Consider the following 15,652-nt stretch of genomic DNA (forward strand, 5'->3'; position numbering starts at 1 on the left):
TATATTTCGTTTAATGTTCTCTGATAAAAAATCGTTTTAATGTTTTTTATCATTCGTTAAACGAAGTTCGTTATTTTTTCTGACAAAGTCAAGTTTTGAAAATTTAATACTAAATGTTTTTTTGACAAGACGGATTCGCGTTAGGGATTGCAGCGGCATCCTTTTGTGAAGCTTTTAAATATTAATATTTCTATTTGAAATATGGAATTAATTGACAAGAAGATCCCGAAACAAATTAGGGACTGCTTCTCAAAAAGATATAGCGAAAAGCCCGACCCTTGTGGTAACGCCCGAAAATCATTAACGTTTCAGCACAAAATGACCTATAATCTTTCTTCCTTGGTCTGTTATAAAATGAAACCAATAATCTGAGGATGGCATATCCATATTATTAAATTTACCATTCCAACCGAGAGACGCGTTGGTTAGTGTTTTTAATAGTTTACCATATCTGTCGTAAATATATAATGTGTACGCTGTGGTTTCTCCACCCCTGATATTCCATAACTCATTATTTCCATCTCCATTTGGAGTGAAAAACTTTGGATAGCCTATAACAGCTTGCTGCGATTGTAATATAGCACCACATCCGTTTTTATCTTTTACGTAAACCGTGTATAGGTTTGGACTTAGATTCTCAAATAAATTGGAGTCTTGGTAATTCACACCGTCTATAGAATATTCGTAATCTCCAATTCCTGAGGTATTTATAAGCATACTATTATTTGGGCTATTATCTATAACATCTACATTAATGCTTGCAGGCTCGCCTGAAAAGCGAACTGTAACTGTTGATTGATCCACACAAAATCCAGTATCTACCGTAAAAGCATAAACACCTTCTCTATCTATTGCTGGATTAAACACACCTGTACCACTACTTAAAGTTGGTGTCCAGATGCCATTTAAGTCTGGATTGCCTCCTACGGAATTTATTAAATCTTCTGGGCTTGCCCCTGTACAAAATATTTTATTTCCATCTGTGCCAGCATAAGGAAGTTTAAGAACGGTAAGTTCTACAATTTCTGTTATAACTGCAGAGGTACAGAAAGTATGTATTGCTCTAAACCAATTTTCGTTGAATGTTATTGGCACATTAGACAGCTCTAAATTATCGGTATTAATACCAGAAAAAACAGAATTATTTGTTACATCTGTCCAGGTAGCACCAAAATCTGTACTAATTTGCCATTGTGCAGTAAAAGCATTTGAAGTAGTAATTGGTATTACCAAATTATCTTTTTCACAAATAGTTATCGCGCTTTTTGGCTGGACCACAACCGAAGGTATTTTAACAGTTACGGTTGATTGTGAAACAGCGCAATAACCATTATCAATGGAATACGTGTATACATCTTGTGCATCAATACTTGGATTAAAAACACCCGTACCACTATTTAATGCTGGACTCCAAGTGCCATTAGGGTCTGGTGTGCCGTTTAAAAAATTTATTAAATCTTGTGATGCATCATCTGTGCACACTATTTTTTCTGCATCTTCTCCCGTATCGGGGATTTTTAAAACAACGAGTTCAAAAACATCTGAATAAACTGGTGCATTACAGAATTCATCTAATTTAGCACGATACAAATATCCATTATACGATAAGGGCACTACTGTTAATTGAATGTTTTCTGCAGAAAGCTCAAAATATACAGAATCTCTATCTAAATCCTCCCAAGTTACACCTGAGTCTATACTAACCTGCCACCTTATGCTTAAAGAGTTTGAAACAGTAATAGGTACTGCTATATCACTTTGTTCGCATATTATATATCTAGCTTCGGGCTGTAAAACAAATAACGGACGAATGTCTTCCTGAAAATCTAAAACAGTATTTGCATCTGCATCTAATGGTGCGGTATAGCCTGTGGATTCATTTATTATTAAACCATCTGAATTTACAGTATCTGGTAAACCTCCTAGAGTACCGTTGGCATCTGGATCTTCAAAACCAGCTTCAATAACATCTAAACATCCGTCGTTATCACTATCTAAATCTAATGAATCAATATATCCGTCATTGTCTGTATCTAAAAGTGAATTTCCATTTAATTCAACAGTATCCAGAATACCATCGTTATCGTCATCTAAATCATCTTTATCAGGGATACCATCCTGATCAAAATCAAAATCGCAGGACGGTAGTTCCCAGATGATCTCAATTAAATCACCAATGCCATTTATTCCAGCTAATTCAAATTGAAAATCAACTTGACTAAACACTCCATTAATTTGAACTGAACCTGCAGCTCCTCCTGATTGAGCAGACCCGCATTCAGCAGTTGGATTATTGATAATTTGATTTGAAGTTCTATTTATTGATCTATTTGAAACCTCAAAATGAGCCCCACTACCCGATAATCTGGTTAATGATAAGCCAGGATCCAAAAGTGTTAGTAAAACAGAATTTGATTCATTTCCATACCAGCCTCCTATTTTATCTAGATGTAAAATAGGATCTGTTACTATATTTGAAAAGGTAAATGTTAAGATACCCTTACCTCCAGAATTTCCATTATAATTTAAATATGCTGTTAAAGCAGGATTACTTAAAACACTACCTAAAGAAAACGTATTAGGTAAATTACATCCTATAAAATCAGTATCAAAATCAATCGAAGCCCCATTTTGCAATCCAGAAACTGATGTTGATACAGTAATGTCGCATATTTCTGCTGTCCATACCGAGTCACTTCCACTCCATGCTCCAGTTATATCTTGGGAAAAAAGCATGAAATGAAACAAAAAAAAGAATAAGAAGTACAACCTTTTTGAAATAACATTTTTTGGCAATTAATATCTCGGTCTATAAAAATAGTTTTATTTCTTTCATAAACAATACACTATGAGTAAGCATCTTAAAAAAATGCTTCAAAGGACACTATTGCCATATTACAATAGCTACCAATACTATATTAGAATGCTGTAAAGTATGAAATAATCTACATTTATATATTTTACATATATTTGTTAAAAAATTGTAATTTCTCTCTATTCTCCCCAAATAATGATTAAAAAAATATAGTTATTGCTATTTTGCTATTAATTTGTAGTTCTCATACTTTCGCACAGGTTGGTATTGGAACAACAAATCCAGATCCGTCATCCGCTTTAGACATACAATCCACAACTCAAGGTTTTTTGCCTCCTAGAATGACATCTGCACAAATAAGTGCCATTGATAGCCCTGCAGAAGGTTTGTTTATTTTTAACACAGATAGTAAATGTTTTCAATTTTTTAATGGTACCAACTGGTCTGGTTGTTTAGGAGAATTCCCTACTAACTCTCTAGACTGTGGCTCTATAACTGCTAATGGCTCCTATTCTATTGGCAATACTTTAAATACCAGTAATACAATAACTATAAACGTCCTTGTTAACGTTATAGAAACATACACCATAAGCTCAAATACTGTTAATGGCTATAGTTTTTCTGCATCAGGAGCTTTTAGCTCGATTGGAGTTAATACGATAACACTTACCGGAACTGGCACTCCAATATCAGATCAAACAGATACTTTCACTATTACTTTTGCTGGAAAAGGAGACACTTGTAATACAGACATAACCGTTACAACTGTTCTACCTAATTGTTTGGCATATTTAAATGCTGGATTTACTACTGATGGCGTATATACAATTGACCCTGATGGTGCTGGAGCTAATCCTGCTTATGATTGTTATTGTGATATGACGAATGATGGTGGAGGTTGGACTTTAGTTTTTAATCATAATACTGCTGGTGGCTATTGGACTAACGATACTGAAGCCAATGAATTTAATGTTGCCACACCGAATATAACTACTAATAAATACTCTATTCTCAGTAAATTGGATGAATTAAAAAGTGCAGCGCCTTATGAGTTTAGGTTGCATTACCCAACCATAGGAGTAACAAACCATTGGAGCCAAACATTTGACCCTAGAAGTGGTGGTTCTCCAACAAGACCTGTTGCAGGATATACTGCTATAAACATTGATTCTACAAGTAATTATTGGGGAGGTCTAGAACAAAATAGCGGGAGCACCTATTTAGATGGCTCTGTAAACCATGGAAATTGGTGGTATTCGCTAGGTAGTGTTAATGCATATAGCGGTGGTGTTCCTGGACCAGGTTCTGTTGTTACTCAAATGCAATTGTTTATTAGGTAATTACTAGTTATAATATTATCTGAATTTTAATCAAATTATCAATTACCACCTGAAATTTAAATTTCAAAAAAGAGCTTTTTTGTCAATTTCAAGACAAATAAAAACTCAAACACTTGCTATTATTGCTCTGGAACTAGGCGTATCAGTCTACCAGGATTCTCAACTAAAATATATACATAAGCATCATTACCCATTGTAACATCTCGTATACGACCAATATCTTTTAACAATTCCTCTTGCCCTACTACTGTATTTCCATCCATTTTAAGCCTATGTAAGTAAGCAAACTTTAGAGAACCAACAAAAAGGTCGTTTTCCCAATTCCCATAAAAATTACTTGCTATAAAATCCATACCACACGGTGCAATAGATGGCACCCAATAATGAATAGGTTGTTCCATACCATCCATTTCTGTGTTATTTGTAATGGGTGTACCATTATAATTTATACCATATGTAATTACTGGCCAACCGTAATTTTTACCAGCTTCTAATATATTAATTTCATCGCCTCCTTGAGGTCCATGCTCCCCTTCCCAAATAGCACCTGTTACTGGATGTATCGCAAGACCTTGAGGATTCCTGATACCATAACTAAAAGTAGATTTTGTGGCGTCTTGTGTATTGAAATATGGATTGTCTGTTGGAATTTGTCCGTCATCATTAATTCTATGCACCTTACCTATTGAATTATTCAATGCTTGCGGATACACATCCCTGAATCCACGATCGCCAACAGAAACATATAGATAACCATCTTCATCGAATAACAACCTTGAACCAAAATGCCGTGTTGTATTTACATAAGGAAGCGCTACAAAAATTTCCTCAGTTTGCTGTAAACTGTTTCCTGAAAGCTTAGCTCTAGATACTGCTGTTGTTCTTTGTGATGAATTATTAGGATTAACTTTTGAATACGATAGATATACGAAATTATTGTTTTCAAAATCTGGATGAATAGCTATATCTAACAAACCTCCTTGACCACCTGATACCAGATCTGGTAGGCCTGAAATCTCAGTTAATCCTGAATTACCTCCAACACTAAATAGTTTTCCGCCACGTTCTGTAACCAAAAATTTTCCATTGGGTAATTGAGCCATACCCCAAGGCACACCTGAAATTTTATCTGTGATAGTTTCTAAACGAAAGTTAAGATCATCAGACTCAATTAAACCCGAAAGATCTGGATTATTTTCCTGAAGTGTTTCTTTTGTTTTTCCTTCAATTTCTTGCAGAATATATTGCGCTAAATCTCTAATTTCTTGAGCAGTAAAGGTGTTTTCATAGGATGGCATACCGTTTTGTTCGTAACCTGTTTTAATTGAATTTAACAAAGATTCTTGGGTACTGCCATACAACCAGTTACGTTCGATAAAAGATTCAAAATTTTGTCCGTGACATCCTCCACAATGATTGCGATAATTAAGAGCTGCTTTTTCTCCATCAAATAGCTCCATTTGCTCTTCTTCTTTCTCTTCTTCTCCCTCTTCAGGAGTAGTTGTGTCATTTGTACAACTAAATATTAGACTTACAAAGCATAACATTACAACTCCTAATAGGTATTTGCTAAACTTTTTCATAGTTTTTTATTTTGCAGTTTTAATAAAACTGTTATTTTTTCATTTCTGACACTTATTTTATATGATAACGGAAAAATTTAATAATTTCTTGTAACGAGACTTAAAGTTAAGTGTTTTTTATTGATTCTAAGCTTTAACAATTTTAAAAACACTACAGTAAAGACAAACTGGAAAACAAATTGCAACAAATTTAAGGATATGACGAATTCGCGCTAAGAATTGCAACGGCAGGCTTTTACTTTTATACAAATTGGTTAAAAACCTATTTTGAATCTAAACTTCTATTAGTAATTCCTGCTTTCGTAGGAATGACAAAAATTAAAAGATATAGCGAAAAGCCCTATCCTTGGGTAGCGCCCTAAACACCTATTAAGTTAATCTTTTTTCCATTTACGCAACTCATCTAATTCCGCTTGAGCCTTTAGCTCTGCTTCGGGAATTACTTTTAAGAATGAAGGATGCTGCTCTATGGCATACTCGATTTTTTTAACGATTTCCTCGGTAGTTTCATTATCATAATCAATTTCTAACGGCGATTTAATCTCCATAGATTGTAGAATATTTTTCTTTTTAATACGCAATCCTTTTTTATCGAAAGAGCGACGAAAACCATCAATAACTATAGGAACTACAATAGGTTTGTAGCGTTTTATTATATGAGCCGTACCTTTCCTGATAGGTTTAAAAGGCGTAGTTGTACCTTGCGGAAATGTAATAACCCAACCATCATCTAGAGCTTTACCTATATTAGAAATATCACTCATGCGCACCTGTCTATTTACATTTTGACCTTCTGATCGCCATGTGCGCTCTATGCTTACAGAACCTACATATGCCAAAATTTTGGGCAATAAACCTGCCTTCATCGTTTCTTTGGCAGCAACGTAATAGATATTTAGTTTTGGATTCCAGAGGTAACCTACATTTTTTATGGAATCTGTACGTCCGCTTAAACTAGCGTTAAATACATGAAACATAGATACAACATCGGCAAAATATGTTTGGTGGTTTGATATAAACAGTACATTTTTATCTGGTAAATCTTTAATAATTTCAGAGCCTTCAATTTGCAATTCATTAAAACCACGAAAACGCCTATGCGTCATTGCTCCCAAAATACGGATGAGCCATTTTTTTACAAAAAGTATGTGTCCAAAAGGGTTTCTTTTAAACAATCCCATATATCATTCTTCATTAAGGTTGGAAACACAAAGGTAGTAAATCTATATACTACACCAATTGCTTGATGATATCTTTAACTTCACTAAGCATCATAGCTGTGGCACCCCAAACCGTAAAGTTGTTTAATTTAAATGCAGGCGCCTCAACATCAACACTATATGATGTTGATACTTTTGTATTTATGGAATTATTTGAGTTTAACAAATCTTTCAGTTTTACCTGAATAAGCTCCTCTACTTCATCATCTTGCTTTTTAAAATTAGGAGTTTTCTCTACAATACCGATAAAAGGTTGTACGTAAAAATTACTAGGAGGAATATATACTTGTGATATTTTTTTAATTACTTTAATTGTTTCTCTTAGCACTCCTACTTCCTCATAAGTCTCTCTAACTGCTGTTTGCTCCAAGGTTTTATCTTGCAACTCCAGCTTACCACCAGGAAACGATACTTGCGCTGAATGCACACCTTTGTATGTATTTCTTAATATTAAAACAAAATGAGTTTCGTTTGTTTCATCTGGATAAAATAGTGCCAAAACTCCAGCTTGTTTTGCGTTTTTTATGGCTTTTTCTTGTTTTTTAAGCAACTCTTGCCTGTGAGGTGGCATCATTTTAAAATGAGATGTTTCGGCTGGTAGCGGTATATTTTTTATTTTTGAAAGCAGTTTCACAAATTCATCAAATCTCATAATCTATGCGCGCGATATTGTTTTTAAGCTTTTTTGTTTTATTTCTGAATTGTGAAGATAAGAAATCTCAAAAAAAATCAGATTCTAAAATTAGTAATGATTCTATTGTTCAAAAAGAATTAGTCATAACCAAAGAAACTAACAACATTGACACTCCAGAATTCCCTGTTTTGAATACCAAAAATGCCATGGAGTTTTTCTTAATTTACGAAACCGAGAATAAAGAAAACAAAGTTAGGATCACTACAGATTACGGTAGTTTTGATATTTTATTATTTAATGAAACCAAGTTCCATCGCGCCAACTTTATTTACCTCACAAAGCGTAATTACTATAAAGGCACTCAATTTTACCGTGTAATTGATAATTTTATTATCCAAGGTGGTAGTGGAGATGATAGAAAAACGGGGGTAAAACGCCATAATATTGGGCGCTATTTATTACCCGTGGATGCCGACAGAGGGTTTAAACACGAAAGAGGTGTGATTTCTATGCCTAGTAGTGATATTGATAACCCGCATAAACTAGCTTCTCCTTATGAGTTTTTTATTGTGCAGCAAAAAGGAGGCGCACATTTTTTAGATGGCGATTTCACAGTATTTGGAAAAGTGATTAGAGGTATGGATGTTGTGGATAAAATTGCTGCCGTTGAAACTGATGAAGCCGATTGGCCTTTACAAAATATTTATATTAGAAATGTGGATATTATTAGATAATAACAAAAGTGCAACTATATTTTTAATAGATTAGTAATCAAATAAAATAAGCATACTACATATGAATATTTCAAAATTAACTCTATTGTTAGGTTGTTTAATATTGTATAGCAATTGTAACTCTCAATCTTCTGCTCGTATAACAAATCAAAAACAAAATGTAGTTCTCATTCTTATTGACGATTTAAGTCATTATGGAGTAACGGCTTATGATGCAAATAGAATTACTTCCAATAGAGGTTCATTTGAAAATGAAATATTTGCTACACCTCAAATGGATAAGCTTGCTAATAATGGTATAATGTTTAACAATGCTCATGCTTACCCTTTATGCGAGGCAACCCGTATTGCTTTAATGTCTGGAAAACATAACTCTAGAAATTATTTACGTTGCAAATCGCAACATGCATCAGATATTACTTTTGGAGATGTGTTTAAAAAAAGTGGTTATGCTACAGGTATGTTTGGTAAATGGAAACAAACCAGAGGCACCAAAGAAATACCTGGAAAGGATTATATTTTTGAATTTGGTTGGGACGAGTTTACATGTTTTGATGTAGCTACTGCAGGACAACGATTTATCAATCCTAATTTGGTGAAAAATGGTAAAATAATTAATTATGAAGGGAGAACCGATTTAGATCCAGAAACTGGAAGACGTTGGTACGGACCCGATATATGTAATAGAGATGCTTTAAGTTTTATTGATAAAAACAAAGACAAGCCTTTTTTCTTATACTACCCAATGCTTTTAGTGCATGATGAACACCAACCCACTCCTGACACTAAACCTAATAGTGTTTTTGACACTTTTAAAGGCGATAGAAAAAAAGGATACAAACCAGATGACCATAACTTTTTTCCTGATATGATAGAATACACCGATAAACTTATTGGAAAGGTTATAGCTAAATTAGAGGAACACAATTTAAGTGACAATACATTAGTGGTTATTATGGGAGACAATGGCACTAAAGAATCGTTTACACATGTACTAAATAATGGAGATATTTACCCAGCTAGAAAAGGCGGAACTTCTGATAATGGAACTCATGTCCCTCTTATCTTTTATGCTCCAAATGAATTACCAAAGCCTACCACTTATGATGGTTTAGTAAATCTTACCGATATTTTCCCAACTATTTGTGATGCCGTAAAAATTAAAATCCCAAGACAACAGGATATTGATGGTATTAGTTTCTGGAACGCACTAAAAACAGGCAAGCAAAAACATCGAGATGTCATTTATACATGGTACAATGCCAATAATCTTTATACTGATGATTCAGAATTGCTAAAATTTGCTTTCAATAAAGATTTTAAATATTATGCACCTACACCTAAATTTCCTGAAGGCAGATTTTTTGATTTAAGAACTGACCCTCTAGAACGAAAAGGCGATTATTTTGAAGAACGCAGATTTAAAGTAATGCTCTATAGTGGTCTAAATCTCAAAGATTTAGATGATGAACAAAGAAGAGCTTATTTGTTATTGAAAGATGAAATTAAAAAGAACGATTATGTTGCAGTTCAAGGCTTAAAAATAAAATCACCTAAGAACACTTTCAAAGCTGGAGAAACTACACAACTCAAACACCTTGTCATTCCAAACAACGCTACTAGGAATAATGTAATTTGGTATTCAGAAAACCCTGAAATAGCTACAGTTGACAAGTTTGGCCTAGTAACTACTCATAAAGTTGGTACTGCAAAAATTAAATTATATTCTTGGGATGATGCATACCCGCAATCTGCAAATACACCTATCACTTTTAAAACAGACGGGGTTCAAGATATGATTGAGATTAATATTAAATAGTAAAAACAGCGTCAATTTTTGTAAATTACAGGTAATGCTATTTTAAACTTTACTGCCAATAAACGTGTTACTATTACAACCAATCCTGAAATAATAAAAATAACATCGTTATTAATTGGGAATAGAATTAGTACAAAATATACAACACCACCTAAAATACAAGCAGTAGCATAAATTTCTTTTCTAAAAATAACTGGAATTTCGTTACACAAAATATCTCGGATAACACCACCAAAACTTGCGGTTATGGTTCCTAGCGCTATACAAATTATGGGGTGCAATTCTGCATTTATACCTTTCTGTATACCAACTACTGTATATAAACCTATCCCGATAGTATCGAATAAAAACAACGAAGTTCTTAAATAATTTATCTTACTTCTGAATATGATGGCAAATACTGCTGATGCTAAAATCACATAAGTATATGTAATGTCTCGCATCCAACTTACTGGCGTGTCTCCAATTAGTAAATCTCGTAATGTTCCTCCACCAACTGCTGTTACAAATGCAATAATTAAAATACCAAATACGTCCATTTTTTTATGGAATGCTATTAATACACCTGAAATAGCGAAGGCGATGGTTCCTAGTATGTCTAGTGTGTCTAGTGTGTAGAACATTGGGTTGTTTAGTTGATTTTGTTTTTTAATTGAATTTAAAAATAGTTTTATCAATTGTTTGTTAATTTGAAAAAAATGAAATCCCGAGACGAGCTCGGAATAAGCGATTCACACACTTTTTCTAAAAAAAGTGGTTCTCTGCTTACATATCTTGAGTATAATAATTATAATCTTTTAAAATCACATCTATAAATTCGATATCATTACTTTGCTTAACTTCTTTAATGCCAACCACTTCAATTAATTTATTTCTTAATTTAATTAAAGTAGAGTAATCTTTTGAGGCCCTTGCTCTAATAAATGTGTCTTTGATAATTCTTGCGTCATTATCTGATAGTTTTATCACATTCGGATAAGTAGGTTTGTAGTCGGTTTTTAACTGCTCCAAAATAGTATGATTGATATTTACTTTATCTTTTAAACTTACAACTCCAGTTCCTGCAGCCATATCGCCTAATCGCTGTAGTTTTTTACTAAAGATAATCACGAAAAATCCAATTCCTAGAAGCCAAATATCAACTATTCTAAAAAACCATCGCACTACATAATCTGAAAATGTGGCTTGAAAACCATCAATTTTAACCACTTTGATTTTTAAAGCACGTTTCCCAATAGTTTGTCCATCCAAAACTGTCTCTAAAGCTAAAGTATAAAACATTGCCGGAAACCCCAGAACAGTACTTATACCAATTTGCGACCATTGGTCTAGATCTTCAAAAACACCAAAAAATTTATTTAGTATTAATAAATACCCAAATTTAATAGCGGTATCAATAATAAATGCAACCAATCGTTCACCAACTCCTGCGGCAGTAAACTTTATTTTTACATTTTGCGTCGTGTTAATTTGTAACTCTGACATTTTATATTTTAATTTATCTCATATTATGAGAGAAGTTGCATTTATTAAGCAAAATAAAGAAAAATGGTTGAGTTTTGAGACAGCTATTACTAATAATGATTTTAAAGACCCTGACGAACTCGCTTCTCAGTACACACATTTAATAAATGATTTGGCCTATGCACAAACCTATTACCCTAAAAGTAAGGTTATTATATATTTAAATCAGCTTGCAGCCAAAGCCTTTCAAAAAATTTATAAAACAAAACGACAAGACACCAATAGAATTATTGGTTTTTGGAAAACCGAAGTGCCATTAATTTGTTATCAATACCGAAAATTTATTTACGTTGCCTTTATCATTTTTTTTGCGTTTACGTTTATTGGTGCAATTTCAGCTGCTAACGATGGGGAGTTTGTCCGTTCTATTCTAGGAGACGAATATGTAAACATGACCCTAGAAAATATAGAAGCTGGCGATCCTGTAGCAGTTTACAAAAGCGGCAGTAATTGGGGAAGTTTTATTGGTATTACTGTTAATAACCTTCGTGTTGGCATCATTGCTTTTATTTTAGGTGTATTTTTAGGCATCGGCACACTCTACATTATGTTTAAAAACTGTGTGATGTTAGGTTCTTTTCAATACTTCTTCTATGAAAAACAAGTATTTTGGGAAAGTGTACGTGGCATTTGGATTCATGGTGCTATGGAAATTTTCGCCATTGTGATTGAATGTGCTGCAGGTTTAATTCTTGGTGCCAGTATTTTGTTCCCAGCCACACATTCCAGATATACATCGTTTAAATTAGGTGCTAAAACAGGTATTAAAATCTTGATTAGCACTTTTCCATTTACATTTTCGGCTGGGTTTTTAGAGGGATTTATTACTAGATATTCTAACATTATGCCTAATTGGTTATCGGTTGGTATTATTTTAATTACGCTTAGCGTTATTAGTTATTATTACCTTATTTATCCTTATAAAATTCAGAAACAAATTACCCAAACCCCTATTCTACTTTCAGTTTAAATGAACAGAAAATCATTATATATATTATTTTTTCTGATGCTTATGATGAGCTATCATCAAACTGCATTCGGAAGTTCTTCACTTCAAGATCCTGAAGTAAATCGTGTTTTCGATTCTGATTTCAAAGAACGTTATACCGATGACAAGTATAATTATGAAGGTAGAAAAGTAGTTGGTAAAACCAAATCTGGTTCTGGCAAATATGAAGACTACGACAAAGGAAAAGTAAAAACAAGAGAAAAAAATGATTCCGAAGAAACCATTATAAACTTTGGTATGTTTGGATGGTTATTCTATCTAGTTTTAATTATAGCAGTTGGGTATTTAGTATATATCTTACTCAATGAAGGCGGTTCAGGTTTATTTACTTCAGGGAAAAATAAATCCATTCAACGTTATGATGATATTACTGCCGAAAATATTGAACATGCCGATATTCACGCTCTCATAAAACAAGCCGAAAACGACAACGATTACCGACTGGCCATTCGCTATTATTATCTTTTGGTGTTAAAAACATTAAGTTTAAAAAATCACATAAAATTTGAAGATGATAAAACCAACGCAGAGTATTTAAATGAACTCAATGAAAAGCCTTTTATTAAAGCCTTTTCATACGCCTCCTACCTATATAATTATATTTGGTATGGAAAATTTAGTCTGGATGTTTCTCAATATTCTAAAGCAAAGGACAATTTCACAACGCTTTTAAATCAGGTAAAATAAATGAAGAAAACTTTACCTATCATCATCGTTATCGTTGTGCTCATCATTGTTGCAGCCTTGTCTATTAGCATTAAACGCACAAGAACTATCGATTGGGAAGAATCTTTTAACGAAAAAAGCAACAAACCATATGGTGTGAGTGTGCTTTACAAAGAATTACCTAACCTATTTGAAAGCTTTAAAATAAGAACAGTTTACCATCAACCTTCAAGTTATTTAACTGCTAATTCTGAATTTGGTTATGGAGACCATGAAGCTAAAGGTAATTTTATTATTATCGGTAACTCAGACTATCTTTCTGATTTTTCAGTAGAAAAATTATTAGGTTTTGTAAGTGAAGGCAATACATTATTTATTTCAGATTATTACTATGCGCAAAAGATTCATGATACCTTAGGAATTGATATCGATTTTGAATACAACTCAAAAAAAGATAGTATTTCTAAGCTCTCATTTCAAAATAAAAACTTCAACGAAATTACTATTGATAAAAATGAAGGCGATTATTATTTCTCAAGTTTTGATAGTATCAATTACACCATTTTAGGGCATTCAAAAACTGACAAAAAGAGAGTTAATTTTATTGAAGCGCCTTTCGGAAAAGGAAAAATCCTATTGCATACAGAACCTAAAGCCTTTACCAATTATAATATCTTAAAGGAAGACCGCTACCAATATGCAGAAGGCGTACTCTCCTATTTACCAGATGATGATGTGTATTTTGACTCTTATGTAAAGAAACAATCTGCTTATGGAGACGCAGAAGAAAAATCTAACTTAAGTTGGTTTTTAGAACAGTTATCTTTCAGATGGGCATGGTATACGGCATTAGCTTTCTTATTGCTTTTTATGATTTTTAATGCCAAACGACGACAACGTGTTATTAAGATTATAAAACCGTTACAAAACACGACGTTAGCTTTTGTAAAAACCATATCGAACTTATATATAGAAACCGAAGATTATAAAAATATTATTGATAAAAAAATAACGTACTTTTTAGAAAAAATTAGAACTGATTTTAATTTAGATACTTCCGTTCTTGATGACGATTTTATAACGAAATTAGCAGGAAAAGCAGGTCGTAAAAAAGAAGACGTTAAACAATTGACAAACTACATAAAGTGGTTACGTACAAAAAATGAGTTTTTTGAGGAAAACCTCATTAAATTAAACAGATACATAGAAGCCTTTTATAAAACATAATTATGGACGAACAAAACCAAGAAAAAGACCCTCAAGAGTTTTTACCAAAACCAGAGCAAGATGTAGTATCATCCATTGATGATAGTGCATTAAAAGATGAATCGAAAGATTTAGAATTTAAAAACAGACTGGATTTATCGGAATTACAGCAAAGTGTTGCTCAAATAAAAGCCGAAGTTGGTAAAGTTATCGTTGGTCAAAAAGACATGGTAGATATGCTAATTGCCTCACTACTAGCCAAAGGACATTCTCTTATCGAAGGTGTTCCTGGTGTCGCAAAAACAGTAACTGCAAAATTGTTAGCCAAATCATTGAGCGTAGATTTTAGCAGAATTCAATTTACGCCAGATTTAATGCCTAGTGATATTTTGGGAACTTCGGTGTTCAACTTAAAAAATTCAGAATTCGAATTTAAAAAAGGTCCTATTTTCTCTAATATGATTTTAATAGATGAAATAAATAGATCACCTGCAAAAACACAAGCGGCTTTGTTTGAAGTAATGGAAGAGCAACAAATTACAATAGACGGGCACAAATACAAACTAGATGCACCTTTTATGGTTTTAGCAACACAAAACCCAGTAGAACAAGAAGGTACTTACCGATTGCCCGAAGCACAATTAGACCGTTTTTTATTTAAAATTGATGTGGATTACCCAAATCTTGAAGAAGAAATAGAAATATTATCTCGTGAACATGAGTTGAAGGATAACAAAAAAATGGAGAAAATAACTTCGTTTTTAACGGCAAAACAAATTGAAAGTTATCAAGCATTAGTTAGTAAAGTTATTGTTGAAAAACACCTTTTAAAATATATTGCTGAATTGATTGTGGCCACCAGAAGCAATCGCTTTTTATATTTAGGTGCTTCGCCAAGAGCTTCAATTTCGGTATTAAAAGCAAGTAAAGCATTTGCTGCCATGAACGGACGAGATTTTGTAACTCCAGAAGATATAAAACGCGCCGTTGTACCTGTGTTACATCACAGGGTAATTGTAACACCCGAACGTGAAATGGAAGGTGTAACGAGTAAACAAATTATAAATCAGATTATTGAAACGGTTGAAATACCAAGGTAAGT

Annotated in this window: 13 protein-coding genes; 7 read left to right on the forward strand and 6 right to left on the reverse strand. The window is 33.1% G+C overall.

Features of this window, described 5'->3' with window-relative positions:
* Positions 1 to 300: 300 nt before the first annotated feature.
* Positions 301 to 2,736 (reverse strand): T9SS type B sorting domain-containing protein, encoded by a 2,436-nt coding sequence (locus tag AC0L5U_RS07080; protein WP_473415517.1) that lies wholly within the window; start codon positions 2,734 to 2,736, stop codon positions 301 to 303.
* Between the two features lie 303 nt (positions 2,737 to 3,039).
* On the opposite strand from AC0L5U_RS07080, the gene AC0L5U_RS07085 reads away from it, so the two are divergent.
* Positions 3,040 to 4,155 carry a fibrinogen-like YCDxxxxGGGW domain-containing protein gene (locus tag AC0L5U_RS07085; RefSeq protein ID WP_473415519.1) on the forward strand — a complete coding sequence of 372 codons (1,116 nt, stop codon included), beginning with the start codon at positions 3,040 to 3,042 and terminating at the stop codon, positions 4,153 to 4,155.
* Positions 4,156 to 4,274: 119 nt separating this feature from the next.
* Here AC0L5U_RS07085 and AC0L5U_RS07090 read toward each other — a convergent pair whose 3' ends face one another.
* The 3 genes from AC0L5U_RS07090 to AC0L5U_RS07100 form a co-directional block, all read right to left on the reverse strand.
* The gene (locus AC0L5U_RS07090; RefSeq protein WP_473415521.1) at positions 4,275 to 5,738 is read right to left on the reverse strand and encodes a PQQ-dependent sugar dehydrogenase; all 1,464 of its coding nucleotides are present in this window, start codon (positions 5,736 to 5,738) and stop codon (positions 4,275 to 4,277) included.
* A 374-nt stretch (positions 5,739 to 6,112) separates the two neighbouring features.
* Positions 6,113 to 6,919: a lysophospholipid acyltransferase family protein gene (locus AC0L5U_RS07095; RefSeq protein WP_473415523.1), complete on the reverse strand. Its 807-nt coding sequence runs from the start codon at positions 6,917 to 6,919 to the stop codon at positions 6,113 to 6,115.
* Positions 6,920 to 6,968: 49 nt separating this feature from the next.
* Positions 6,969 to 7,610 carry an NUDIX hydrolase gene (locus AC0L5U_RS07100; protein WP_473415526.1) on the reverse strand — a complete coding sequence of 214 codons (642 nt, stop codon included), beginning with the start codon at positions 7,608 to 7,610 and terminating at the stop codon, positions 6,969 to 6,971.
* A 5-nt stretch (positions 7,611 to 7,615) separates the two neighbouring features.
* On the opposite strand from AC0L5U_RS07100, the gene AC0L5U_RS07105 reads away from it, so the two are divergent.
* Both AC0L5U_RS07105 and AC0L5U_RS07110 read left to right on the forward strand, forming a co-directional pair.
* Complete coding sequence (locus AC0L5U_RS07105) at positions 7,616 to 8,326, forward strand: peptidylprolyl isomerase (protein WP_473415528.1); 711 nt, start codon at positions 7,616 to 7,618, stop codon at positions 8,324 to 8,326.
* Positions 8,327 to 8,387: 61 nt separating this feature from the next.
* Positions 8,388 to 10,145, forward strand: a complete 1,758-nt coding sequence (locus AC0L5U_RS07110; RefSeq protein ID WP_473415530.1) for a sulfatase-like hydrolase/transferase — start codon at positions 8,388 to 8,390, stop codon at positions 10,143 to 10,145.
* A gap of 11 nt (positions 10,146 to 10,156) precedes the next feature.
* Here the strand turns inward: AC0L5U_RS07110 and AC0L5U_RS07115 are convergent, their stop codons facing one another.
* Complete coding sequence (locus tag AC0L5U_RS07115) at positions 10,157 to 10,768, reverse strand: trimeric intracellular cation channel family protein (RefSeq protein ID WP_473415531.1); 612 nt, start codon at positions 10,766 to 10,768, stop codon at positions 10,157 to 10,159.
* 142 nt (positions 10,769 to 10,910) lie between these two features.
* A complete protein-coding gene (locus AC0L5U_RS07120; protein WP_473415535.1) occupies positions 10,911 to 11,630 on the reverse strand; it encodes an RDD family protein in 720 nt (239 codons plus the stop codon).
* A 25-nt stretch (positions 11,631 to 11,655) separates the two neighbouring features.
* On the opposite strand from AC0L5U_RS07120, the gene AC0L5U_RS07125 reads away from it, so the two are divergent.
* From AC0L5U_RS07125 to AC0L5U_RS07140, 4 genes are read left to right on the forward strand one after another with little or no spacing between them, the layout of a single operon-like run.
* Positions 11,656 to 12,639 carry a stage II sporulation protein M gene (locus AC0L5U_RS07125; RefSeq protein ID WP_473415538.1) on the forward strand — a complete coding sequence of 328 codons (984 nt, stop codon included), beginning with the start codon at positions 11,656 to 11,658 and terminating at the stop codon, positions 12,637 to 12,639.
* Positions 12,640 to 13,365, forward strand: coding sequence for a hypothetical protein (locus AC0L5U_RS07130; protein ID WP_473415540.1), 726 nt, complete (start codon positions 12,640 to 12,642; stop codon positions 13,363 to 13,365). It begins immediately after the preceding gene.
* Positions 13,366 to 14,571, forward strand: coding sequence for a DUF4350 domain-containing protein (locus tag AC0L5U_RS07135; protein WP_473415543.1), 1,206 nt, complete (start codon positions 13,366 to 13,368; stop codon positions 14,569 to 14,571).
* 2 nt (positions 14,572 to 14,573) lie between these two features.
* On the forward strand, positions 14,574 to 15,650 hold the full coding sequence (locus AC0L5U_RS07140; protein WP_473415545.1) for an AAA family ATPase: 1,077 nt from the start codon (positions 14,574 to 14,576) through the stop codon (positions 15,648 to 15,650).
* Positions 15,651 to 15,652 lie beyond the last annotated feature (2 nt).

The sequence above is a fragment of the Jejuia sp. G7-7 genome, assembly GCF_055808955.1.

What these genes read in the sequence shown, in the direction of transcription:
- AC0L5U_RS07080 (WP_473415517.1), bottom strand. Translation starts at nt 2,736, where the DNA reads ATGCTTTTTTCCCAAGATATAACTGGAGCATGGAGTGGAAGTGACTCG.
- AC0L5U_RS07090 (WP_473415521.1), bottom strand. Translation starts at nt 5,738, where the DNA reads ATGAAAAAGTTTAGCAAATACCTATTAGGAGTTGTAATGTTATGCTTT.
- AC0L5U_RS07095 (WP_473415523.1), bottom strand. Translation starts at nt 6,919, where the DNA reads ATGGGATTGTTTAAAAGAAACCCTTTTGGACACATACTTTTTGTAAAA.
- AC0L5U_RS07100 (WP_473415526.1), bottom strand. Translation starts at nt 7,610, where the DNA reads ATGAGATTTGATGAATTTGTGAAACTGCTTTCAAAAATAAAAAATATA.
- AC0L5U_RS07105 (WP_473415528.1), top strand. Translation starts at nt 7,616, where the DNA reads ATGCGCGCGATATTGTTTTTAAGCTTTTTTGTTTTATTTCTGAATTGT.
- AC0L5U_RS07110 (WP_473415530.1), top strand. Translation starts at nt 8,388, where the DNA reads ATGAATATTTCAAAATTAACTCTATTGTTAGGTTGTTTAATATTGTAT.
- AC0L5U_RS07115 (WP_473415531.1), bottom strand. Translation starts at nt 10,768, where the DNA reads ATGTTCTACACACTAGACACACTAGACATACTAGGAACCATCGCCTTC.
- AC0L5U_RS07120 (WP_473415535.1), bottom strand. Translation starts at nt 11,630, where the DNA reads ATGTCAGAGTTACAAATTAACACGACGCAAAATGTAAAAATAAAGTTT.
- AC0L5U_RS07125 (WP_473415538.1), top strand. Translation starts at nt 11,656, where the DNA reads ATGAGAGAAGTTGCATTTATTAAGCAAAATAAAGAAAAATGGTTGAGT.
- AC0L5U_RS07130 (WP_473415540.1), top strand. Translation starts at nt 12,640, where the DNA reads ATGAACAGAAAATCATTATATATATTATTTTTTCTGATGCTTATGATG.
- AC0L5U_RS07135 (WP_473415543.1), top strand. Translation starts at nt 13,366, where the DNA reads ATGAAGAAAACTTTACCTATCATCATCGTTATCGTTGTGCTCATCATT.
- AC0L5U_RS07140 (WP_473415545.1), top strand. Translation starts at nt 14,574, where the DNA reads ATGGACGAACAAAACCAAGAAAAAGACCCTCAAGAGTTTTTACCAAAA.